General features: G+C 61.9%; 23 protein-coding genes. 7 read left to right on the top strand and 16 right to left on the bottom strand.

What is annotated here, in order from left to right; translation table 11 throughout:
• Nucleotide 1: 1 nt before the first annotated feature.
• Nucleotides 2-1,513, top strand: a complete 1,512-nt coding sequence (locus BFN10_RS04300) for an MFS transporter (protein WP_071488621.1) — start codon at nt 2-4, stop codon at nt 1,511-1,513.
• 54 nt (nt 1,514-1,567) lie between these two features.
• Here BFN10_RS04300 and BFN10_RS04295 read toward each other — a convergent pair whose 3' ends face one another.
• Both BFN10_RS04295 and BFN10_RS04290 read right to left on the bottom strand, forming a co-directional pair.
• Nucleotides 1,568-1,978: an HPF/RaiA family ribosome-associated protein gene (locus BFN10_RS04295; RefSeq protein ID WP_071488620.1), complete on the bottom strand. Its 411-nt coding sequence runs from the start codon at nt 1,976-1,978 to the stop codon at nt 1,568-1,570.
• 212 nt (nt 1,979-2,190) lie between these two features.
• Nucleotides 2,191-3,138: a LysR substrate-binding domain-containing protein gene (locus BFN10_RS04290; protein ID WP_071488619.1), complete on the bottom strand. Its 948-nt coding sequence runs from the start codon at nt 3,136-3,138 to the stop codon at nt 2,191-2,193.
• Nucleotides 3,139-3,275: 137 nt separating this feature from the next.
• On the opposite strand from BFN10_RS04290, the gene BFN10_RS04285 reads away from it, so the two are divergent.
• Together BFN10_RS04285 and BFN10_RS04280 are read left to right on the top strand one after the other, a co-directional pair.
• Nucleotides 3,276-4,652 carry an L-serine ammonia-lyase gene (locus tag BFN10_RS04285; protein WP_071488618.1) on the top strand — a complete coding sequence of 459 codons (1,377 nt, stop codon included), beginning with the start codon at nt 3,276-3,278 and terminating at the stop codon, nt 4,650-4,652.
• Nucleotides 4,653-4,986: 334 nt separating this feature from the next.
• Nucleotides 4,987-5,301: a DUF3509 domain-containing protein gene (locus BFN10_RS04280; protein WP_071488617.1), complete on the top strand. Its 315-nt coding sequence runs from the start codon at nt 4,987-4,989 to the stop codon at nt 5,299-5,301.
• Here the strand turns inward: BFN10_RS04280 and BFN10_RS04275 are convergent.
• On the bottom strand, nt 5,298-5,786 hold the full coding sequence (locus BFN10_RS04275) for a phosphate-starvation-inducible protein PsiE (RefSeq protein ID WP_058427808.1): 489 nt from the start codon (nt 5,784-5,786) through the stop codon (nt 5,298-5,300). The two genes, BFN10_RS04280 and BFN10_RS04275, sit on opposite strands and share 4 nt — an antisense overlap.
• A 248-nt stretch (nt 5,787-6,034) precedes the next feature.
• On the opposite strand from BFN10_RS04275, the gene BFN10_RS04270 reads away from it, so the two are divergent.
• Nucleotides 6,035-6,295 carry a YebG family protein gene (locus tag BFN10_RS04270; protein ID WP_003171979.1) on the top strand — a complete coding sequence of 87 codons (261 nt, stop codon included), beginning with the start codon at nt 6,035-6,037 and terminating at the stop codon, nt 6,293-6,295.
• Between the two features lie 54 nt (nt 6,296-6,349).
• Here the strand turns inward: BFN10_RS04270 and BFN10_RS04265 are convergent, their stop codons facing one another.
• On the bottom strand, nt 6,350-7,369 hold the full coding sequence (locus tag BFN10_RS04265) for a Glu/Leu/Phe/Val dehydrogenase family protein (RefSeq protein WP_071488616.1): 1,020 nt from the start codon (nt 7,367-7,369) through the stop codon (nt 6,350-6,352).
• A 187-nt stretch (nt 7,370-7,556) separates the two neighbouring features.
• Here BFN10_RS04265 and BFN10_RS04260 point away from each other — a divergent pair, with 187 nt between their 5' ends.
• On the top strand, nt 7,557-8,360 hold the full coding sequence (locus BFN10_RS04260) for a SirB1 family protein (RefSeq protein WP_071488615.1): 804 nt from the start codon (nt 7,557-7,559) through the stop codon (nt 8,358-8,360).
• A 143-nt stretch (nt 8,361-8,503) separates the two neighbouring features.
• Here the strand turns inward: BFN10_RS04260 and BFN10_RS04255 are convergent, their stop codons facing one another.
• The 4 genes from BFN10_RS04255 to hmgA form a co-directional block, all read right to left on the bottom strand.
• Entirely contained in the window at nt 8,504-9,874 is a 1,371-nt protein-coding gene (locus tag BFN10_RS04255; protein WP_071488614.1) for an MFS transporter, read from the bottom strand.
• A gap of 77 nt (nt 9,875-9,951) precedes the next feature.
• Complete coding sequence (maiA, locus tag BFN10_RS04250) at nt 9,952-10,587, bottom strand: maleylacetoacetate isomerase (RefSeq protein ID WP_071488613.1); 636 nt, start codon at nt 10,585-10,587, stop codon at nt 9,952-9,954.
• 12 nt (nt 10,588-10,599) lie between these two features.
• On the bottom strand, nt 10,600-11,886 hold the full coding sequence (gene fahA / locus BFN10_RS04245) for a fumarylacetoacetase (RefSeq protein ID WP_071488612.1): 1,287 nt from the start codon (nt 11,884-11,886) through the stop codon (nt 10,600-10,602).
• A gap of 3 nt (nt 11,887-11,889) precedes the next feature.
• A complete protein-coding gene (hmgA, locus tag BFN10_RS04240) occupies nt 11,890-13,173 on the bottom strand; it encodes a homogentisate 1,2-dioxygenase (RefSeq protein WP_071488611.1) in 1,284 nt (427 codons plus the stop codon).
• A gap of 120 nt (nt 13,174-13,293) precedes the next feature.
• Here hmgA and BFN10_RS04235 point away from each other — a divergent pair, with 120 nt between their 5' ends.
• Nucleotides 13,294-14,073 carry an IclR family transcriptional regulator gene (locus BFN10_RS04235; protein ID WP_071488610.1) on the top strand — a complete coding sequence of 260 codons (780 nt, stop codon included), beginning with the start codon at nt 13,294-13,296 and terminating at the stop codon, nt 14,071-14,073.
• A gap of 1 nt (nt 14,074) precedes the next feature.
• On the opposite strand, the gene dacB is transcribed toward BFN10_RS04235, so the two are convergent.
• The 6 genes from dacB to BFN10_RS04205 all read right to left on the bottom strand — a co-directional run bounded on the left by dacB (nt 14,075) and on the right by BFN10_RS04205 (nt 20,667).
• A complete protein-coding gene (gene dacB / locus BFN10_RS04230) occupies nt 14,075-15,532 on the bottom strand; it encodes a D-alanyl-D-alanine carboxypeptidase/D-alanyl-D-alanine endopeptidase (protein WP_071488609.1) in 1,458 nt (485 codons plus the stop codon).
• A gap of 234 nt (nt 15,533-15,766) precedes the next feature.
• Entirely contained in the window at nt 15,767-18,184 is a 2,418-nt protein-coding gene (locus tag BFN10_RS04225; RefSeq protein WP_083351542.1) for a TonB-dependent siderophore receptor, read from the bottom strand.
• A 109-nt stretch (nt 18,185-18,293) separates the two neighbouring features.
• The gene (locus BFN10_RS04220; RefSeq protein ID WP_071488607.1) at nt 18,294-19,229 is read right to left on the bottom strand and encodes a glutathione S-transferase family protein; all 936 of its coding nucleotides are present in this window, start codon (nt 19,227-19,229) and stop codon (nt 18,294-18,296) included.
• 75 nt (nt 19,230-19,304) lie between these two features.
• Nucleotides 19,305-19,577 carry a GIY-YIG nuclease family protein gene (locus BFN10_RS04215; RefSeq protein WP_071488606.1) on the bottom strand — a complete coding sequence of 91 codons (273 nt, stop codon included), beginning with the start codon at nt 19,575-19,577 and terminating at the stop codon, nt 19,305-19,307.
• Between the two features lie 37 nt (nt 19,578-19,614).
• Nucleotides 19,615-20,085 carry a nuclear transport factor 2 family protein gene (locus BFN10_RS04210; RefSeq protein ID WP_071488605.1) on the bottom strand — a complete coding sequence of 157 codons (471 nt, stop codon included), beginning with the start codon at nt 20,083-20,085 and terminating at the stop codon, nt 19,615-19,617.
• A 96-nt stretch (nt 20,086-20,181) separates the two neighbouring features.
• The gene (locus BFN10_RS04205; protein WP_231999546.1) at nt 20,182-20,667 is read right to left on the bottom strand and encodes a DUF1120 domain-containing protein; all 486 of its coding nucleotides are present in this window, start codon (nt 20,665-20,667) and stop codon (nt 20,182-20,184) included.
• Here BFN10_RS04205 and BFN10_RS29660 point away from each other — a divergent pair.
• Entirely contained in the window at nt 20,642-20,884 is a 243-nt protein-coding gene (locus tag BFN10_RS29660; RefSeq protein ID WP_231999551.1) for a hypothetical protein, read from the top strand. The genes BFN10_RS04205 and BFN10_RS29660 overlap by 26 nt on opposite strands.
• 156 nt (nt 20,885-21,040) lie before the next feature.
• Here BFN10_RS29660 and BFN10_RS04200 read toward each other — a convergent pair whose 3' ends face one another.
• The gene (locus tag BFN10_RS04200) at nt 21,041-21,673 is read right to left on the bottom strand and encodes a response regulator (RefSeq protein ID WP_071488604.1); all 633 of its coding nucleotides are present in this window, start codon (nt 21,671-21,673) and stop codon (nt 21,041-21,043) included.
• Between the two features lie 196 nt (nt 21,674-21,869).
• Nucleotides 21,870-22,691 carry a response regulator gene (locus BFN10_RS04195; protein ID WP_071488603.1) on the bottom strand — a complete coding sequence of 274 codons (822 nt, stop codon included), beginning with the start codon at nt 22,689-22,691 and terminating at the stop codon, nt 21,870-21,872.
• Nucleotides 22,692-22,811: the final 120 nt, after the last annotated feature.

The following is a 22,811-nucleotide window of genomic DNA, read 5'->3' as shown; positions in this document are numbered from 1 at the left end:
CATGCCACCCGCCGCCACCTTATCGGCCGTCAACCCACCCCGCACCGCCAGAAACGGCCTCGCCCTCACCGCCGTATGCCTCGTCGCCCTGATGTTCGGCCTGGAGATCTCCAGCGTGCCGGTGATCCTGCCCACGCTGGAGCAGCAATTGGGCACAGGCTTCCAGGATGCCCAATGGATCATGAATGCCTACACACTGGCCTGCACCAGCGTATTGATGGCAGCCGGCACCCTGGCGGACCGTTTTGGCCGCAAGCGCATACTGGTGCTGTGCCTATGGTTGTTCGGACTGGCTTCGCTGGCGTGTGGGTTGGCGAACGATGCACCGACGCTGATTGCCGCGCGCTTCATCCAGGGCGTGGGCGCCGGGGCGATGATGATCTGCCAGTTCGCGATTCTGTCGCACCTGTTTCGCGAACCGGCGGCGCGGGCACGGGCGTTCGCAATCTGGGGCGTAATCGCCGGCGTGGGCCTGGGCTTCGGGCCGATGGTGGGGGCGTTGATCCTGGCAGTGGCGGACTGGCGCTGGGTGTTCCTGGTGCATGTACCGCTCACCCTGTTCACCCTGGTGCTGTTGCATGTCAGCGTGCAGGAGTCCCGTGACCCGGCCAGCCATCGCCTGGACATCGCCGGTATGCTCACCTTGACGCTGTCGGTGTTCGCGCTGGTCTATTTCATCACCCAGGGCACCGAGAACGGTTTTGGCACACCAGTCATGCTCGGCTGGGCGGGACTGGCGGTGGCCGGGTTGCTGTTGTTCATCGTCGTTGAACGACGCAGCGCCCACCCGATGTTCGACTTCTCGGTATTGCGCATCCAGCGCTTCAATGGCGCCTTGATGGGCTCGATCGGCATGAATTTCAGCTTCTGGCCGTTCATGATCTACCTGCCGTTGTATTTCCAGGCCGGCCTGGGCTACGACACCCTGACCAGCGGCGGCGCCCTGCTCGCCTACACCCTGCCCACACTGCTGGTACCGCCGCTGGCTGAGCGCCTGGCCCTGCGCTATGGCGCCGAGCGCATCATTCCGTTGGGCCTGGGGTTGATGGGTGTCGGCTTCCTGGCCATGGCCGCTGCCAATGGGGTGGCGCAACCCAGTATCCTGCTGATCCTGGGCAGTTGCATCATTGCCGGCACAGGCCTGGCGCTGACCAACTCCCCCACCACCAACACCACGACCGGCTCGGTGTCGGCGGACCGCGCCGGCATGGCCTCGGGCATCGACCTCAGCGCACGGCTGATTACCCTGGCGCTCAACATCGCGTTGATGGGGCTGGTGCTGTTGCTGGGGATCAGCGATCAACTGGCGAATGTACTGCCCGACGCCACGGCGCTGGATTGGCCGGGCATCAGCCAGAACATCGCGGCCGGCAAGCTCGATGTACCGGGGTTGAACGCCGCGCAGACACAGGCCGCACTGCGCCACGGTGCCGGCTGGGCGATGCTGTTTGCAGGGTTGGGTGCGTGTGGGCTGGCGCTATCGAGCCGGTACTTTTTCCGACGCGGACAGTAAATGAAAACGGGCCTGCAGTTGCAGGCCCGTTCTTAGTGGAGCGCGAGAACGTTATCAGCCGTTGAACACGGCACGTTCTTTTTCCAGGAACTCCTGCTCAAGCTCATCTTCATTGACTTTGGTGGTTGGCTGGCTTTTCCCGGCAGCGCGTGGCTTGCCTTGCAGTTTGCCAAACAGATGTTCCAACGCATGGTCCAGCTTGGTCGCCGCACCGTCGATGGCCTGTTCCAGCGTATCGGCCTTGTGCAGCACCGACAGTGGCTGATGGCCTTTTGGCCGCGCTTCCAGGCGGCAACTCAAATCGTGGGGACCGGGCTTGTCGCCGTTCTCATCCCGCAGGTAGACCTCCACTCGGGTCAGGTCTTCTTCGTAACGTTCGAGCGTGCTCTCAATGGTAGTACGTACCCACTCCTCCAGTCGGATGCTGCTTTCAATATGGTTATCGCTATTGACTTGGATTTGCATAGTTCTTCCCTTATTTCAGCTAGCTCGCGAGAGGTCACAACTGCGACACCGGGGCGGTGAAACCATGACCTCTTGATTACACAATTGAGCAGTCCGCAGAACAATTCAACCCCTTTGCAAAGATAAATCCTACATTACAAATTAAGCCTGACGACGAGCAAAAACGCTGTTAGGGTGGGGAGTTAGTTACATCTTCTTACGTGCAATCAACCTTAAAGTTGCCCCTCTCCCAACGGGTGCAATCCGCGAAAGATCTCCGCCTCCTCCACCAGCCAATCATGTACCGCACGCACGCCCGGATGGCTCAGCGCACCCGGCGCATACAGCAGTACGTAGCGTTTATGGTTAGGCACGGCCAGGCCGAAGGGCACGATCAAGGTGCCGCGCTCCAATTCATCGTTGAGCAAGGTGCGGCGTGCGATGGCCACGCCCATGCCGGCGATGGCGGCTTCGATGGTCAGGTGGTTACGGTTGAAGGTGTGGCCACGGCGCACATCGGCGTCGTGGTAGCCGATGGCATTCAAGTAAAACTCCCACTCCGCATACTCATAACTGCCACGCCAGGCGGTGATGTCATGCAGCAGCGGGAAATGCACCAGGTCGGCCGGCCCATGCAACGGTGGGCGACCGCGTAGCAGGCTCGGCGCGCACACCGGGAAGATCTGCTCGTCGAGCAAGGCGGTGGATAACAGGCCGGGGTAGCTGCCGTCGTTCAAGTCGACGGCCAGGTCGAAGTCGCCCTCATGCAAGGCGATGCTGCTGTCCTCGGCGACCATACGCAATTGGATATCCGGAAAGCGCTGCTGCAAACGCGGTAACCGAGGGGTCAGCCACTTGCCGAGAAACGACGGGATCGAGCGCAGGCGCAAGGTGCCGCTGATCATTCCCGCGTCCAGGCGCTGCAACTCCGCGTCGATGCTGCCATAGGCCTCGCCCACCGTCGCGGCCAAACGTTGCCCCTCGGCACTCAGCTCCACCCCACGGGCACGTCGATGAAACAGACGAAACCCCAATCGCTCTTCCAACTGACGGATTTGCTGGCTCACCGCGCCCGGCGTGATGTGCAGTTCTTCGGCACAACGGGTGAACGACAGGTGCCGCGCAGCACAGGAAAAAACGTGCAGCCAGACATACGTCTGGCCATGGAGGGGCCGGGTCATAGCGTTTAGTCTCGCTAAAGGGTGTCTTAGGATAATTCGTTGGTCAGTGTCGTGCCAGAGGCTCAGTATCGCGCCAATTGCGCTCGGCCTACAAAACATGGCAGCGATTCCTACTCCATTGCTTGTAAGGGTTTAGCATGGCTATCAGTGTTTTTGATCTATTCAAAGTGGGCATCGGCCCTTCCAGCTCCCATACCGTCGGCCCCATGCGCGCGGCGGCGACCTTTGCCCAAGCCCTGATCGACCAACGATTGTTGAGCGCCACCCGCCGCGTGGAAGTACGCTTGTATGGCTCGCTGTCCGCCACCGGTGTAGGGCATGCCACCGACCGCGCCTGTGTGATGGGCCTGATGGGTGAGTGGCCGGACACCGTCGACCCCACCTCGATCAATGCCCGTATCCAGCAACTGCGTGAATCCGGCCGACTGTTACTCGCCGGCCAGCAGGACATTGCCTTCAACTGGCACACCGACCTCCTGCTACTGGACGAAAGCCTGCCCTACCACCCCAACGCCATGTCCCTGCACGCCTACGGTGAAAACGGCCTGCTGAGCGAGCAAACCTATTACTCGGTAGGCGGTGGTTTCATTATCGAAGCCGCCGAAGCAGCCTCCGGCATCGCACCAGCCAGCGATGTGCAATTGCCCTACGACTTTTCCAGTGCCGTCGAACTGCTGGCTTTGTGCAACAAGCACGGCCTGCGGGTTTCCGAACTGATGATGGCCAACGAACGTGCGTGGCGCAGCGACGCCGATATCCGCAGCGGCCTGCTGCATATCTGGTCGGTGATGCGCGAATGCGTGGAGCAAGGCCTGCGCGACGAAGGCATCCTGCCGGGCGGCCTGGATGTGCCACGCCGCGCGGCGAAACTGCACCGCAGCCTGTTGGAAATCGGCAAGCCGAATGTCATCACCTCCACCTTGTCCGCCATGGAATGGGTCAATCTGTTCGCCCTCGCCGTCAACGAAGAAAACGCTGCCGGCGGGCGCATGGTCACCGCGCCCACCAACGGTGCCGCCGGGATCATCCCGGCCGTACTGCATTACTACATGAAGTTCAACGCCGACGCGTCTGACGACGACGTGGTCAATTTCTTCCTGGCCGCTGCCGCCGTCGGCATCCTCTGCAAGAAAAACGCTTCCATTTCCGGTGCCGAGGTTGGCTGCCAGGGCGAGGTCGGTTCGGCCTGCGCCATGGCCGCCGCCGGTTTGGCCGACGTGCTCGGTGCAACCCCCGAGCAACTGGAAAACGCCGCGGAAATCGGCCTGGAACACAACCTCGGCCTCACCTGCGACCCGGTCGGTGGCCTGGTGCAAGTGCCGTGCATCGAGCGCAACGCCATCGCCGCCGTCAAGGCGATCAACGCCACGCAAATGGCCCTGCGCGGTGACGGCAAGCACTTCATTTCCCTCGACCGGGTGATCCGCACCATGCGCGATACCGGCGCCGATATGCATGACAAATACAAAGAAACTTCACGGGGCGGCCTGGCGGTCAGTTGGGTGGAGTGCTGATCGGCTTGGTTGCGCTGTCAGCGATCGTTTTCTCGGGACTGCCCTGAAACAGGTCACCCCACTCAAGCACGACCCAAAACAACGGTGGGAGGGGGCTCGCCCTCAATAGCGGTCTTCCAGCCAAGCATTCATTGGCTGAAACTCTGCTATCGGCGGCAAGCCCCCTCCCACATTGGGATACGCGCCCCACACGGCACGGCCTTTGCTGTACAGCTCATGAGGCAAACGGACTTTGTGAAACCTCAGCGACGAAGTGGCCGGTGGTCAGGAGACGCGAACTAATCCCGACACCGGTCGTCAATGACTGCATGTTCTTATCAGGCGGTAACACACCATGGACAATCCTTTTCAGATCATCACCGACACCTTCACCCCGCAATACCGCGTCAATCTGAGCATTCAACGCCTGGACGGCAGCATCATGCTGACCCTCTCCAACGAGCAGGGCGTGGTAGCCAAACGCATGATCAGCGCCGAGCAACGCAATGATCCCAAGCGGCTCAAACGTCTGGTGCAGAGCATCCAGTTCGGCATCGCCATCGAGCAGGGCCACAGCGCCATGGACATCCTCACGGTAATGACGGATGGCGACCACAAAGTGCTACAGCGGCCGCCTGCCCGTACCCTGCCCTTCAGCATCGGGCTTTAAAGCTCGCCCTTCTCGGTTTCCAGGCTCGCCTCGCCCTTGCGACGCGGGCCTTCGACCTTCACGGAAGGGAATGCCGATGAGGCATAGCGCACCACCAGGATCGAGAACGCCAACAGCAGAATCCCACCGCACAGGTAGATGATGCCTACATCCGGCGGGTTGTGATGGGACACGTTGGAGATCAGCAGACGCGTCAGCGCGGTGATTGCCACGTAGATCAGGAAGCGTACCGGCATGTGATTGGTCTTGAAGTAAATCCCCACCATCGCGCCCAATTCCAGGTAGATGAACAGCAGCAAGATGTCATCGATCTTGATGTGTCCGTTCTCCAGCATCCCCAGAAACTCCATCACCGCCGCCCAGGCCGTCACCGCACCAATGGCGAACAGCGCCAGGTAGTGGAACGACTCGACGAACAGATTGCCCAGGGACTCGGCCAGACCATGTACTTGCTGGCGCAGCCTTTCGGCCCAGTTGATTTTCACGATGATGCTTCCTTAGGTCGACTCGACCGGATAATGCGGGTTGGACGTGACGGTTGTTCTGCATGCAGAAAAAAGGCCAGGGGCAGGTATAAGATGATGGCGGGGTGATATGAGGCACTCCAATCCCGTATTTCCCGACTACATTAAAAAACTGCTACCCAAACCCCACGGTTTGGCTTACCCTTTTCGCTGTATATAAATACAGTGGTCGCAAAAGACAACTATCGTGAAGGCATGTGAGGTGGTGAATGGCCGTCGAAGTGGTATACCGCAGCAGCCGAGATCTGGAGCGTTTGTTCATGGATAAAGCCGAAGCTGACCGTCATGACAAGATGCTTGAACTCGCCGAGTTGCTCGCAGAAGTGTTGCAAAAAGCCGTGCCGTCCCTGAGCGAGCAGCAGGTGGAAGAAGCCGGGATCTACATGGCGAAGAACCGCGATGTGTTCGCCAAGGCGTTCAAGAGCCAGCCGGACGCGTTGTCCGAGTTGCTGAACGCGGCGGCGGAATAAAGCCCGAATTGAACAGGCCCTGAATCATTGGTTCAGGGCCTTTTTACTACCTGGCTATTGGTAAAGCAGGCGCTCGGCGAGTTCGTCGGCCACGCGGGCGGGTGAGCGTTTTTCGGCCTGGGCGTGGGCGAAGATTTCGGTGAGGCGCGTGCCGATGTTGGACAGGTGCGCGGTGATGGAAGGGAGCTCTGCGCCGCTGTGCCTGAGGGCGACGTAGATCAGCCCTCCCGAGTTGATCACGTAGTCCGGTGCATAGAGGATGCCACGCGCCTCCAGTTGATCCGCGTTGTCGAGGTGGGTCAGTTGTGCACTGGCGGAACCGGCCACGGCGGCGCAGCGCAGTTGGCCGACGCTCTGGCGGTTGAACACGGCGCCGAGGCCGCAGGGGGCGAGGATGTCGCACGGCGTGCTGAGCAAGGCGTCATTGGCGATGGGGTGTGCGCCCAGTTGCTCCATGGCCAGTTGCACCTTGCCGTGGTCGATGTCGCTCACCAGCAGTTCGGCCCCGGCCGCGTGCAGTTGTTCAGCCAGGGCGAAGCCGACGTTGCCCAGGCCCTGGATGGCGACACGCAAGCCTTCGAGGTTGTCGCTGCCCAGGCGTGCCATGGCGGTGGTGCGGATGCCGGCGAACACGCCCATGGCAGCGTGGGGCGAAGGGTCGCCCGCAGCGGTGGTGCTGGTGACGTAGCGGGTGTGCTGGGCGATGCAGTCCATGTCGGCCACCGAAGTACCGCTGTCGATGGCCGTGATATAGCGACCGTCGAGTTGTTCGATGCAACGTCCGAAGGCTTCAAACAAGGCGGCACGGTTTTCCACATGAGCGGGACGCAGGATCACGGCGGTGCCACCGCCCACCGGCAAACCGGCCAGGGCCGCCTTGTAGCTCATGCCCTGGGCCAGGCGCGCGGCATCCGCCACGGCACTTTCGTCGTCGGGATAGGAGAGGTAGCGACAGCCGCCAAGGGCAGGCCCCAGACGGCTGTTATGGATGGCAATGACCGCCTTCAGCCCGGTGACCGGGTCGACGCTCAAGTGCAGCGATTCAAGGCGGGTGCTGTGCATGAGAGCAAACATCGTCAAGCTCCCGAGTCACTTCTGGTAGTGGGCCAAGTATAGGCTTGCGGTAGAAAACTGCCGGAATACGCTGGAATAAGCCGGCCGATTTGGTAGGGCTTGCGACATAAGCGCGCAGGATATTTCCCAAGCCACTGGACGAAAATTCCCAGCAAGGCTAAAACGGGGGCATCCGCCGGAGAACGCAATGAACCCCCGCAAAGCCTTTTTCGCCTGCCTGGAACGCTCCCCGCCCGCGCTGTTTGAAGCAGCGTTGTGGATTGCGGCCGAGCATGACCCGGCGGTGCAGCCATCCGTGATCCTGCAGGAACTGACGCTGCTGCAACAACAGGTGAGCATCGGCATGCCCGTGCTGCCGGCGGATGAGCTGGGCCAGCCGTTGCTGCGGCGCCTGAACGACCTGGGGTTTGCCCAGGATGAATTCACCCCGCTGCGCCCCGCCGCCGCTTTGCTGGACAAGGTGTTGCAACGCAAGCGCGGACAACCCCTGGCGATGGGGCTGATCGCCATGGAGCTGGCGCGACGGATGGATATCCCCATGGTCGGCGTGAACTTCCCCGGACATTTCCTGCTGCGCGTACCCGGCGCCGATCACCTGTTGGACCCGTGCGGAGGCCGGCGCCTGTATCCCAATGATTGCCGCGACCTGCTGCAACGCCAGTACGGCCCCAACCTCAAGCTGCAGGCCGACCACCTGCACACCGCCGACCCGCGTTCGATCCTGCAGCGACTGTCCCGCAACCTGCGGCAATTGCATCTGTCCAACGACGCCCCGCTCGAGGCCCTGGTCGACGCCGAACGTGTGCTGGAACTGGGCAATGCCAGCGCCGCCGATTACCTGGCACGGGCCAGCCTGTATCAGCGCCTGGACTGCCCCAACGCCGAGCGCTTCGATCTGGAACACGCGCTGATGCTCAGCGAAGACCCGATCCAGCGCCTGCGCCTGACCGAACGCCTGGGGCATTTGCCGCCCAACTCAGTGGTGCACTGAACCCACGACTTTCAGGAGATTATCTCTTTCTGTGGCGAGCGGGCTTGCCCCGCGTTGGACTGCGTAGCAGGCCCAATTTTGGGGGCCGCTTCGCGACCCAGCGCGGGGCAAGCCCGCTCGCCACAGCTAGTTCGCTCGCAGTGTCAGTGATTGGCTGGTGCCTTGAGAATATCGCCGGGCATCGCGCTCTTCGGCCCCCCAGCCCCAGGCGAACGCACCTGGATAATCAACAACGCCGCCACTACCGCCGGTATCGCGCAGAAGAAGAAAATCTGCTCCACCGGGATATGCATCGCCAGCAACATGCTGCCAAACAACGGGCCCAGGATTGAACCAAACCGCCCCACCCCCAACGCCCAGCCCGTCCCCGTGGCGCGCACCTGTGCCGGATAAAAATTGCTGGCAAAGGCATTGAGCGTCAGTTGCCCACCGATGATGCAAAACCCGGCTGCAAACACACAGGCCACCAGGTAACGGGGGTTGTCATGGTTCAGGCCGAGCAGGATGGTGCACACCGCCGCTATCGCCAGCACGCCGGACAACAGCCGCACCTTGCTTTTCAAACGGTCGGCGAACCAGGCCATGCCGATGGCGCCCAAGGTCCCGGCGAACAGGAACATCGAGGTCACCAGGTTGGCTTCTTTCAACGCCAGCCCACTTTCCAGCAGCAGCGAAGGCAACCAGCTGATCATGAAGTACAACAGGATCAGGCTGACAAAAAAGGTCGCCCAGATCAGCAGCGTCGGTCGTGCATAACCATTGCGGAACAACTCCACCACCGTCAGTTTGCTGCCCTGCTCCTGTTGGTTTTGCGCCTCGGTGGCCAACGGCGGTTGCCAGCCCGGCAACATGCGCGACGTCACGCTTTGCAGCCGCACATAAGGCGGAGCGTCGCGCAACAGACGCGGCAAGGATTCCGGCAACAGCCACACCAGAAACGGAAACAGCAGCAACGGCGTCACGCCACCGGCGAGAAACACGGCCTGCCAGCCAAACCCTTCGATGAACCCCGCCGCCACAAACCCGCCCGCCGCGCCGCCGAACGAGAAACCACAAGCCGCCAAAGTCACCATCAATGTGCGCAGGCGTGGAGGGGAATAGTCCGACATCAACGCCATCGCACTCGGCATTGCGCCGCCCATGCCGATGCCACAGATGAATCGGGCGGCCATCAACGTGGTCAGCGAGTTGGCGAACACCATCAGCACAGTCAGGGTGGCGTAGATCAGCACACAGCCGAGCAGGATACGGCGTACCCCGAAACGATCCGCCAGCGGGGTGACCAGCAACGAGCCCAAGGTCAGCCCGAGCAGGTTGGCGCTGAACACCGGGCCAAAGGCAGCCTTCTCCAGCCCCCAGTCCTGGGCCAGCGCCGGCACCACATAACCCAGGACCTGGGCGTCGTAGCCATCGGTCACCAGCAGCAGCGCCAGCAACAGGAGAATCAACCACTGGTAGCGCGACACCGGACGGGCGTCGAGTGCCGCGCGAAAGCTGGCAATCTGATTATGCATCGCAAGGTACCTATTATTTTTATAAGGGTGTTGCAGGTCAAAATGTGGAAGGGGCTTGCACCCTTCCACAGTGTGTCCTAAGGCGTGTCAGGTTGATTGGCGGGGTGTGCCTTCACAAACGCCGGATTCTGCGCCGCCAATGCCGCCACCCGCCCGATGCGCGGGTACGCCGCCAATGGCACCTTGAAGCGTTCCGCCGCATACAACTGGGGAATCAGGAACGTATCGGCCAGCCCCGGCTGCTCGCCAAAACAAAACCCCGTGTCGCCGATCAACTGCTCCACCGCACCCAGGCCCTGGCTGATCCAATGACCGATCCATTCCAGCACTTGCGCCTCGTCATGCCCCCACTGGCGCAGCAGGTTCTGGGGACTGGAATTGTGCAGCGGATGAATATCGCAGCCGATGATCGAGGCCACCGCCCGTTCATGGGCGCGGGTCGCCAGGTCGTTGGAGAGCAGCGGTGCCTGTGGATAACGTTCTTCCAGGTATTCGATGATCGCCGGCGACTGAATCAACAGCTCGCCCTCATCGGTGCGCAACGCCGGCACACGGCCCTGCGGGTTGATTGCCAGGTACTCCGGCTGGCGATTGGCACCGCCCGCCGGCACCAGCAGGTTGACCGGTACGGCAGTGAAATCCAGGCCCTTGAGCGCCAGGGCAATGCGCACCCGGTACGACGCAGTGGAACGGTAGTAAGTGTAGAGTTCCATCGCCCGGCCCTCCTAGCGCGCCGCGACCACGGTGCCACGGCATTCGCCGAAGCCGATGGAGGCAAAGCCTTCGCGGCGGCAGCGGGCGCGCAGGATGATTTCGTCGCCATCCTCGAGGAACTTGCGCACCTCGCCGGACGGCAACTCGACCGCCTTTTTGCCACCTTCGGTCATTTCCAACAGGCTGCCGAACTGGCCCGCCTGCGGCCCGGACAAGGTGCCCGAACCAAACAGGTCACCGGCCTGCAACTGGCAGCCATTGACGCTGTGGTGCGCCACCAATTGCGCGACAGTCCAGTACATGTGCAGGCTGTTGCTCAGGGCCAGGCGGAATGCCGGCAGGTTCTGTTCGCGCATCGCGGCGGTGGTCAGCAGCACTTCCAATTCGATATCCAGGGCGCCCGCAGCCTGGTCGCGTTTATCCAGCAAGTACGACAGCGGTTGCGGGTCGCCTTCGGGGCGCGCCGGTTGCGCTGTGCGGAACGGCTCAAGTGCCTCGACCGTGACCACCCACGGTGAGATGGTAGTGATGAAGCTTTTCGACAGGAACGGCCCCAATGGCTGGTATTCCCAGGCCTGGATATCCCGCGCCGACCAGTCATTGAGCAGGCAGAAACCGGCGATGTGGTCCGCCGCGTCACCAATGGCAATCGAATCGCCCATCTCGTTGCCCTGGCCGATCCAGATACCCAGTTCCAACTCATAGTCCAGGCGTGCACACGGGCCGAAGGTCGGCTCGGTCTGGCCGGCCGGCAGTGTCTGGCCCTTGGGACGACGCACGTCGGCGCCCGAGGCGCGGATGGTCGAGGCGCGGCCGTGGTAACCAATCGGCACGTACTTGTAGTTGGGCAGCAGCGGGTTATCGGGACGGAACAGTTTGCCGACGTTCTGCGCGTGCTCGATGCCCACATAGAAGTCGGTGTAGTCGTTGATCTGCGCCGGTACGTGCATCCGGCAATCGGCGGCGCGGTGCAGTACCTGTGCCTCGCGGGTTTGCAATGGGCTGCCTTCGGCCAGCAGTTCCAGCAGACGCTCGCGCAGGGCCACGCGGGGGCCTCGGCCCAGTTCAAAAAATGCGTTCAGTTGACCACCGGCGGTAGCCTCGACGGCGCGGCGGGCATCACCACTGAACTCGTCGATGGCGGCATGCAGATCCAGGATCGAGTCACCAATCGCCACGCCACTGCGTGGCGCACCGCCGTTGATGCTGAACACACCCAGTGGCAGGTTTTGCAAGGGGAAATCGGTGTGACCGTTGGCGGAGGCCACCCAGCTGCGGGTGAGTGTGGGCTGCGTCATGGGTTATCTCCGGTTCGGGTTGAAGGTAGCGGGCAGCGAGGCCCAGCACGCGTCATAAGCAGGTTGCAGTTGCGGGCAGTCCAGGGCGAATTGGGTCGGGCGCAGCACCTGGCTGGTCTCGAACATGAACGCCATGGTGTTATCGATCTTGTGGGGCACCAGCTCCACGTTGATGGCCTTGGTGCAGGTCTCGCCGTCCGGGCCGTGGGCGCTCATGCAGCTGTGCAGGGATGCGCCCCCCGGCAGGAAGCCTTCGGCCTTGGCGTCGTAGGCGCCCTGGATCAGGCCCATGTATTCGTTCATCAGGTTGCGGTGGAACCACGGCGGGCGGAAGGTGTTCTCGGCCACCATCCAGCGCGGCGGGAAGATCACGAAGTCGAGGTTGGCCAGGCCGTGGGTGCTGGTGGGCGAGGTCAATACGGTGAAGATCGACGGGTCCGGGTGATCGAAGCTGACGGTGCCAATCGTGTTGAAACGGCGCAGGTCGTATTTGTACGGCACGTTGTTGCCGTGCCAGGCGACCACGTTGAGTGGGGAATGGTCGAGCTCGCAGGCCCAGAGTTCGCCGAGGAATTTCTGTACCAGCGTCGTCGGTTTCGTCACATCTTCATAGTGCGCAACCGGCGTCAGGAAATCACGCGGATTGGCCAGGCCATTGCTGCCGATAGGGCCCAGGTCCGGCAGGCGCAGGGGTGCGCCATGGTTCTCGGCGACGTAACCGCGCGCTTGCGCGTCCAGCAGCTCGACGCGGAACTTCAGGCCACGAGGCAGCACGACGATTTCCAGTGGCCCCACTTCCAACACGCCAAGCTCGGTGGCGATGCGCAGGCGGCCTTGCTCGGGAACGACCAACAACTCGCCGTCGGCGTTGAAGAACACACGCTCCATGGAGCGGTTGGCGCGGTAGTGATGGATGCTGATGCCTGAGGGTTTTTCTGACCCGGAATTAGCCACCATCCCGACCAGCCCGTCGATAAAGTCCGTCGCCTCGCTCGGCATATCCAACGGGTTCCAGCGCAGGCGATTGGGCGTCACCGCGCCCAGCGGACCACCGGCCAACTGTCGTTCAAGCTTGATAAACGCCGGGTGATTGGCCGACGGCTGGATGCGGTACAGCCAGGTACGCCGGGCTTCGCTGCGGGCCATGGTGAACGCGGTGCCGGAGAACAGTTCGGTGTACAAACCGTAGGGCGCTTTTTGCGGGGAGTTCTGGCCGACGGGCAGTGCGCCGGGCAAGGCTTCGCTGGCGAATTCATTGCCGAAGCCCGACAGGTATTCGAGGTTCATGGATCATCCTCTGTACGGAAGTTGTTTTTATCGTAATCCAGTTACGCATAACGTAATTTGATCACTATCGACCGTCAAGCTATAAAGACGCCCATTCATCTCTCGGATTCTCGTCCCTCCATGGAAAAGCCCCGCGACACCGGTAAACAGAAAGTCCGCTCGGCCGAAGTGGGCACCGATATCCTCAAGGCCCTGGCCGAGTTGTCCCCGGCCACGTCGCTGTCACGCCTGGCCGAACACGTACAGATGCCGGCCAGCAAGGTGCACCGCTACCTGCAGGCGCTGATCGCCTCGGGTTTCGCCGAACAGAACACCGCCACCAACCACTATGGCCTGGGCCGCGAAGCGTTGCGTGTGGGCCTGGCGGCGCTGGGCAGCATGGATGTGCTGAAAGTCGGCGCACTGCCCCTGGCGGAGTTGCGCGATGAATTGAATGAAACCTGCTTTTTGGCGGTGTGGGGCAACCAGGGCGCGACCGTGGTGCAGATCGAACCGGCGGTGCGCGCGGTGACGGTGGTGACGCAGCTGGGTTCGGTGCTGCCGTTGCTCAGTTCGTCCACCGGGCTGGTGTTCAGCGCCTTCCTGCCGTCGCGGGAAACCGTGGAGCTGCGCGAACGTGAGATCCAGGCCGGCATCGCCCATGCGTTGGCGGACGACCAGGCCTACGCCATCACCTGCGAACAGATCCGCAGCCGTGGCCTGCACTTTGTGCATGGTTTGTTGATGCCCGGCGTCGATGCGCTGTCCGCACCGGTGTTCAACGCCATCGGCCAAGTCGCGGCAGTGATGACCGTGGTCGGCCCCACCTCGTTGTTCCATGCCGATGAAGACGGCCCGGCGGCGCAGCGCTTGCTGGCGGCGACTCGGGCCGTGAGTTGGCGCATGGGTTATCAGCCCTGAGCTAATCGTGCCAGTGGGCCAGGGCCAACGCCACGCGGTTCTCCAGGGCGCGGATCGGCGCGGCGCTGCTCAGGTAGTTGTTACTGATCATTGAAAACACCAGGCGCCGGCCCTGGGCGTCGCTGATGTAGCCGCTCAACGACGACACGCCGGCCATGGAGCCGGTCTTGGCGTGCAGGTTGTTTTGCGCAGGCGTGCCACTCAGGCGATAGCGCAGGCTGCCGCCGGTCATGCGGTCCGGGTTGCCGGCAATCGGCAAGGCGTTGTACCAGGCGTCGAACCACGGCTGTCTGGCCGTGGCCAGCAGCAGATCGGTGAGGCCTTGGGAAGACACCAGGTTACGCCGCGACAGGCCCGACCCGTCGACCTGGCTGAGAGTCGTCGGGGCCAGGCCCTGGCGCTGCATGAAGTCTGCCACCGCGGCCACCCCCGCCTGCGCCGTGCCCGCATTGGACGTCTTGCGCCCCATGGCCTTGAGCAAGGCTTCGGACATGTTGTTGTTCGAAAGCTTGAGCAGCGGCGTGATCAGTTCCTGCAACGGCGCCGACTGATGTTCCGCCACGACCTTGGCCGCCGCAGGACTGGCACCGCCGATCACACGGCGCCCGAGCACCTGGATGCCCTGCTGCGCCAGTGCTTGCTCAAACAGATTCGCCACCAGTTGCGTCGGCTCCCACACGCTCACCCACTGCCGGCTTTGCTTGCCCGGCGCCAACGCGCCGGTGAGTTGCAGCAGGTTGGTGCCGTGCTGGCGGGTGATGCCGAAATTGTTGCCGGGGCCGCTGACAGCACGGTTGTCCAGTTGCACGTAGTCGGTGGACGGACTCACCAACACGCTGACCGGCTGACCCACCACGGCGGGGGCTTTGGCCGTGACCAGCAACGTGCCCGCATCAAAATCAGAATTGGGTGACACGGTCAGCGCCGAAATTTGCGCGCCGTAGTAGGTGCTTTCGTCGTCCTGGGCCCAATCCACGCCCAGGCGTTCGGCGTCGAAAAAGCTATCGTCGAACACCAGGTCGCCCTGGATCTGACGCACGCCCTGGCCGGCAAGCTGTGCCGCCAATGCCTGGTAGTCGGCGAACTGCGTGGTCGGGTCGCCCAGGCCCTTGAGGTACAGGTTGCCGCTGAGGCGCTCGCCTTGCTGCGTGCCGTTGCTCAACAGTTGCGTGGAAAAACGATATTGCGGCCCCAGCACATCCATCGCCGCTGCGGTGGTGAGCAGCTTGAGATTGGATGCGGGAATCAGGCAGGTTCGCGGGTTGTGTTGATAGAGGGTGCTGCCGCTGCGGGCATCACGCACCATCAGGGACACAGTGGCGCCGTTGAGGGCCGGGTCGGCCATCAACTGGTCGATGATGGTTGGGGTGGACGTCTGGGAAACACTCGCGCAGCCACCCAGCAATAAGCTCAAGCCCACCAGCATCCCGCTGGTGGATATCCATTTTCCAAAGTACATCAGTAGCGTTTTCCTAAAGCGGTCAGTGGCAGCAACGCTAACAGCTCCCTCCCCCTGTGGCGAGCAGGCTTGCCCTGCGTTGGGCTGCGCAGCAGCCCCCATCAGAACACCGCGCTATACCAGTTATTTCTCACCGACCAGGTTTGGGGCCGCTGCGCGGCCCAACGCGGGGCAAGCCCGCTCGCCACAGAAGCCTGCTCACCACGGAAGCCAGTTCGCCACACAATAGGCGCATCAGAACTCCAGGGTGCTCGACACCGACACCTGACGCGCATCACCCATGGACACAAACAACCGGCTGGCCGCCGAGGTGTAGTAGACGCGGTCGAACAGGTTCTTCACGTTGAGCTGGAACTTGACCTTCTGCCCGTCAATCCTGGTGTCATACGTGGCAAACGCATCCGCCACGGTGTACCCCGGCAAGGTGAAATCGTTGGCGGCATCGCCTGCACGCTCGCCGACATACCGTGCGCCGGTCCCCACCCGTAACTGATCGCCCCCGAACACGTTGCCGAAGTCATAGGCCACCGACAGCGAGCCGGTGTGCTTGGCCACGTTCTGCAGGCGGTTGCCTTCCAGGGTCGGGTCCTTGTCCTTGATGTCTTCAGCGTCGGTGTAGGCGTAGCTGCCGATCAGGCTCCACTTGTCGGTCAGTTGCCCGGTGGCGTCCAGTTCCAGGCCGCGGGAACGCACCTGGCCGGCAATGCTGTAGATAGTGTTCGCGCCGGAACCGACCGATACCAGCACGTTGCGCTTGTCGATGGTGAACAACGCGGCACTGGCCGTGATGCGCCCAGGGATGTCGAGCTTGGCCCCCAGCTCCCAGGACTTGGATTTCTCGGGCGTCAGGTCGCCAGTCAGCGTGCTGCCGTCGGCCAAGGCAGCAATGGTGGAGTTGGGCTTGAACGATTCGGTGTAGCTGCCATAGAACGACAACTCATCGGTATAGCGGTACACCAGCCCAGCACGCGGCACCCAGGCCTGGCCATTGCCGTTGGTGTTGGCCTTGAACGGTACGCCTTTGCCAGCGTATTGGTCGTACATCTGGTAGCGCGCACCGGCGACAAAAATCCATTGGTCGTTGAGGTGAATCGCATCCTGGAAGAACAGCGAGTCGCTGCGCAACAGGTCGGTCTGGGCGCTGTCGGCGGGGCTGACGGTGGTGCCCGCCACTTCGTTGCCATACACCGGGTTGTTGTAGTTGAAGGTGCCGCGCGAATTCTGGCGGATCAGGTCAGCGCGGTAGATCTTGCGGTACTCATCATCCAGGCCGAACACCACATCGTTCTGCAGGCCGAACACATTGACCTTGCCTTCCAGGCTTGCAGTGGCGAAACGGTCGGTGGTGATCGCTCCCTTGGTGCCATCCATCTTGCGGGTCAGGGTGCCGTTGGTGTTTACCGCGCTGACGCGCACCTGGCTGGCGTCATAGGTCTCGCGGTTCCAGCTGTAGCCGAAGTGGGCTTTCCAGTCGTCGTTCAGGTCATGGTCGGCTTCGAAGCGGTACAGGTCGGAACGGCCCTCCATGTTGTTGAAAGGCTCATCCAAACGACGTGTGGCCGGGATGTCCAGCGGGTGGTTGGACTTGTCGATGGCGGTGCCACGGTCAAACGGCGTGAGGAATTCGCGGTGCTCATAGGCGAACAGCAGTTGGGTGCTGTCGCCATACCAGGCCAGCGATGGCGCGATCAGGCTCTCGCGGTGGGTGCCGAAGTTGCGCCAGTAATCTTCATCTTCATGGTCGACGATCAGCCGATAGGCCAGGCCGCTGTCGCCAATCGGGCCGGTGGTGTCGAGGCTACCGCCGCTGCCGTTCTTGCCGTCACCGAAGGTGGAGCCGCGTACGGTGAGGGCGGTGGACTGGACCAGTTCAGGCTTTTTACTGACGATGTTAACCACGCCGCCCGGGTCCTGGATGCCGTACAGCAACGACGCCGGCCCCTTGAGCACTTCGACCCGCTCCGCCGTGGCGTTCAGCGCACGGCCCTGCACGATGGGCATGCCGTCACGCATGATCGAGCCGTTACGGTTGTCGCCAAAGCCGCGCAGCATCACCGCGTCCTGGGTGCTGGCCAGAGTGTTGGCCTGGGTGATGCCGCTGATATTGCCCAGGGCGTCATCCAGGTTGCGCGGGGTCTGGTCGCGCAGCACTTGGGCGGGGACCACGTTGACGGTTTGCGGGGTCTCCAGCAGCAGGCCATGGGAGCGCATTACCGAACTGGTGGGTGGTGGCTGGTAGCTGGTGCTGTCCTGGACCTGGCTGGCACCGCTGATGGTGGTGGCGCCGAGGTTGACCGCGCCTTCGGTGGGCACCGGCTCCAGGGCCAGGGTGCGAGCGTCGATCTGGCGGAAGGTCAGGCCGGAACTGCCCAGCAGGCGCTGCAGGGCCTGGGTCGCGCTCATCTGGCCGCTGACCGCCGGGGCCTTGATGCCGTAGGGCGCTTCGTCGGTGTAGATCACGCTGATCCCGGTGACCCGGCTGAAATCGCTCAGGGCCTGGGGCAGCGGCTTGGCTGCCAGGGCAAAGGTGAACTGGGCGCTTTGCTGCTCTTGTGCCTGCGCCATGCTCAAGGGCAGCACCGCCAGCCCCGATACCGCCAATACCGAGGCTCCCAGCCACTGTTTAACCCAACCGCCCGCCGCTGACTTCATGCTGTGAGAACCCGTGTAGAAAACGCTGTTAATGCGAATAGATCGCAGTTTCAAGCACTACACGGTTGCGCGGTGGTTTTACCTCACTTTTATTTGCAAATATTTTTCCCTATTGCGCCTGGATGCGAAAACCGATGCGCGGGAAATGCACATGCACGGTGCCCGCGCGCTCGTCGGTGCGGCGCAGGATCAGTTCTTCACGCCCGGCAAACAGCAGTTCGCCGGCGACCGGGTCGGTGCCGTAGTCGGTCGCCGAAATGGTCACCTGCTGGCCTGCCTTGAAGCCGTTCAAGTCTTCAAACAGTTCTTCGGGCAGAGCAGCCGGCGTCGCATTGCGCGACACGTCCAGGGCTTGCTCGGCGCTCATCTGAGTGGAGGTACCGTGGCCGAAACCCAGCACACGATCCAACCAGGCGGCAACGGCGGGATAGGCGTCTACCAAAGGCGACGTCACTGAAGAGCCTTTGAGGAACCACAGGGGATGGGCCAGGGCAAAGTCGGCAATCGACGGCTCGCCGAACAGGAAATCCCCGGCCTGGTGCTGCAGTTGCTGATCGATGCGGCCAACAATCGCCGGCCACTGATGCTTGGCTACATCCAATTGCACCCGAGTCGCCGTGCCGCCGCTGAACAGTTTGCTGCGATCCGCCACCAGCACCTGGAGCATTTCCGGCGGCACCTTGGCGAACTTGACCGCCAGTGATTCCGGCTGGAACACCAGCGCCACCGCATGGGAGAACACCACCGAATCGGCCCAGGCGGCGAAGCCTTGGGTGACCAGTTCCAGGCCTTGGGGAAACAGGGCCGGAGCGGCTTTTTCCTGTTCCAGGCGCCGGGCGATCAGCGCGGTGTCGCAGTAGATATCGGCACCGATTTGCAGCACGGGGGTCTTGCGATAACCGCCCGTGAGAGCGGTGAGGTCTGGCTTGGGCATCACCGGCGAAATATGTACAGAACGCCAGGACAACCCCTTGAAGCCCAGCAACAGCCGGGCTTTTTCAGCGAAGGGGGACTGCGGGTAGTGGTGGAGGATCAACTCAGACATGCCAGGCTCCGCGAGAGAAGTGAATCGCTAGCTTAGCCTGCAAACCCTGGCGCGGGCATGATGGGAACTCATCAGTCAAATCAATGAGCCACTTGCCGCCAGGCACTCCTTGGCGCTCTTCTTCAACTTCTTGATCAGCCGTTCCTGACGCAGGGCCTCGCCCTTGCTCGCGCATTGCTCGGTGTACACCAGCGCCACCGCCGGGCTGGACAGGAAAAACCGCGCACCCTTGCCGCTCTGGTGCGAGGCGAACCGGCGCACCGGGTCATTGCTGATGCCGCAGTACAGCGAGCCATTGGCGGCGCGCACCAGGTAGACGAACCAGGGTTTGGGGTCAGGCGTATTCACGGATCGATTCGGCAAGGCATAGGAGTTGCCAAGCTTATCAACGACTGGCCTGGAATGCCTTCAAGCCTTTGCGCGCCTGGGCACGCACGGCGTTTTTCACCAGCGGCGTCCACCCCAGCAACAACCCCTTGGTGCCCAAGGCCTGGCGCGACCAGCGCCACAGGTCAAAGTGATCGTGGTGTTCGCAGATTTTGCCGTCGCGAAACACAAAGCGCGCCTGGATATCGTTGACCACTGTGTTGCCAGTGGCGCTGAACAGGTAAGTCGCCACCCAGTGAGCGCCACCGCTACGGTCGTCGCTGCGCACATTGTCGAAGGTCAGGGAGAAATCCTTGGCGCGGGTGGTGAGCATGCGCCACATGTCACCGGCATCGCGGCCGCGCAGTTCGCCGAAGGCCGGGTCGCTGAAGACCACATCGTCGGTGTAGCAGGCCGACATGGCCTCGGCGTCCAGGCGCTGGAAGGCGCTGTAGAACTCGGTGATCAGGGCATTGTGGGCTTCACTCATGGACAGGCTCCGCGGTTATCGGCATAAGGCCAGCACGATAATCCGCGGCGTCTGGAAACACCATGTTCTTTCACTCGGTGGATAAGCGAGGGTGCGTCAGAGGTAAACGATATCCAGGGTGGCGCTGCCGTCCAAAGGGACTTCCTCGGTAGCGCCCGTAGGCTTCCTGACGCGGGTCTGGATCAGTACTTCCATCGCCAGGTTCTGGACCGGTACCGGCAGCGCGTCGACTTCACCGACCGCCCCCACCGAACGCATCCAGCCGACTTGCCAGGTTTGGTCTTCGGGCGCGGGAAACCAGGTTTTTCCATCCACGGATTCAATCGCCGGTGCCGCGGCACCGTCCGCCTGGACGTTTTTCACAAGGAACTGATACCCGCCCAAGCGCCGGCTATTGTAGAGCCCCAGGCCAAATGCCCCATCAGTGTCGTGGCCGTACCACGCAGTGCCCGGGCGATTGTCAATGGCCATGACCGCCATCAACGTTGATGCTTCGCAATTGACACTCAACGCCAACGTGACCTCAGGCAGGTAGGCGTCACCGGGAAAATCGCTCATGGAAATCTTGCCGTGGTCCACCATACCGCCGCCGGACAAAGCAGGCGTGCAGGCGGAAGGCGTCAAGGCACCCACGACCCTCAGGTCTATGCTGGAGGCCGCAAACAAGTTCGACGCGCCCATCAATAAAAACGCGCTGGTAACAAGGGAAAGTGATTGTTTCATCAATTCGAGTGCTCGCATTCAAGGCAAAACAGAAACGCTTGTCCTGTCGCATAACAAGACACCCGCCCCTGCCTGACTCAGTGTTGGACATAAGTAGTTATGCCGCCGACTTATCGCTGCCGGGTACATAAGCACACACTAACCCGCCCCACACTAATGCCCCATACAAGTAATACGAATCGCCCTCTTGAACCGCGCAATAAAACTGAAACTTTCTCGCAATGCATTACAACTAAGGCACCATGCCGCTTTGCCGCGCATAGGTGAATAGATCCACATCGGTGGAAATGCATAACCGCTGCATGGCTGTACTCTTTTGCTTGCTGATGGTCGAGATGCTGCGGTTGACCCGCGCGGCGATCTGGCTGACGGTCATGCCGCTGGCAAGCATTCTCACCACCTCTCTCTCCTTGCCCGACAGCTGTGGCTGGGACGGATGCGCCAGTTCGGTCTGCTCCATCTGCAGGCGCAGGCACTCACTGACGAAGGTACGCCCCTCGACCACAGCCCGCAGCGCCAAGGGCAACTCCCTGGCAGACGCGCTCTTGGCCACGATCGCCCGTGCACCATGGGCGAACGCCTCCCTCAAAGTGACCACATTGGCGAACATGGTCACCAGGATCACCGGCAACCTGGGGTATTGCCGGTGCAACAAACCCAGCAGTCCGTAACCATCCGCCTGTTGATCGCCCGGCATGGCAAAGTCGGTCACGATGGCGTCGCAAGCGGTACTGTTCACCAGCGCCAGCAATTCATCCGGACCATTGGCCTCCCCTACGACTTTGCACTTACCACTGGCTTCGATTACCACTTTCTGCCCGATACGCACGATGGGGTGATCGTCAGCAATAATTATGCGAATCATCGTCGCTACCCATGATGGCAATTTGAATATATGCAAAATAGCGCGCCCAGTCCTATGTAACAACCTGAAATAACTGGACGGGTTTACCCACTCCCCATGGTTACTGGAGAGCGACACTTAGCCCACATGATAAAAGGAAATTACATACAGACAATTCCTACGATTCAAACATGAAAAATCCTACAATTACCTGAACTCATAGTTTATGTAAGCGCAACAGATAACGTTCGACTTCGCGATGAAACAGCTCCAGTGCCTGCCGATTCACCTCCACTCCGCTGGCCTGCACGCGGTCAATCAACACAGCGGCGTGTTGTTCCAGTCGCGTTGCCCCCAGAAACGCCACGCTGCCCGCCAGGCGATGCAAGCGTTGCGAGGTCAGCACGGCGTCCCCGCTGATACGCGCCTGCACCAGCATAGCCAGATCTTCCCGGGCCTCTCGCGCCAGGCTTGCGAGCATCGTCTCTACCACCGCCCATGAACCAAAGGTGGCAGTGAGGCTGGCCCGGGAAGGCAACTGTTCGCGCCGGCGCCTCGCCGGCTGCACGCGCACTTGCGCAGCGTGCATCGGCGCCGGCGCCAGCCACTCGGTGAGTAGCTCGCGCAACTGCCACAGGCCGATGGGTTTGACCAGCCACCCATCCATGCCACATCCCAGGCAACGCTGAACCTCTTCGAGCCCCAGGCGCCCGGTCATGGCGATGATGGGAATCCCCGGCTTTCCCGTGATGCGCTCGCGTCGGCGCCATTCACGCGTCATGGCATAGCCATCCATGACCGGCATGCGGCAGTCGCTGATGACCAAGTCAAAGTGACGCGAAGCCAGGGCCTGCAAGGCCATGCGCCCGTCGCCACAGGTTTCGTGGCTGACGCCAAGCACTTGGAGCAGCGAGCCCACCAGCAGCCGATAGGTGGCATGGTCATCGACCACCAGCACCCTGGCTTGTTGCCAATAGGCCGGTGAGTCAACCGAATGCAAAACCTTGGGTGGATGACGACGTGGCTCGTTGCCCGGCATAACAACCTCATGCAGAGCGATCAGCTCACCAGGCTGGCACCCGGCGCAGGGAGACGTTCGAAAGGTCAATGACCTGTCGGACGATTTCACTCGAACTTTTCGCGCAAATACATTCAGACC

This window comes from Pseudomonas extremorientalis, assembly GCF_001870465.1.
Classification (GTDB): domain Bacteria; phylum Pseudomonadota; class Gammaproteobacteria; order Pseudomonadales; family Pseudomonadaceae; genus Aquipseudomonas; species Aquipseudomonas extremorientalis.
Note: the sequence above shows the minus strand (reverse complement) of the source record. Positions and strands in the feature narration are given on the sequence as shown.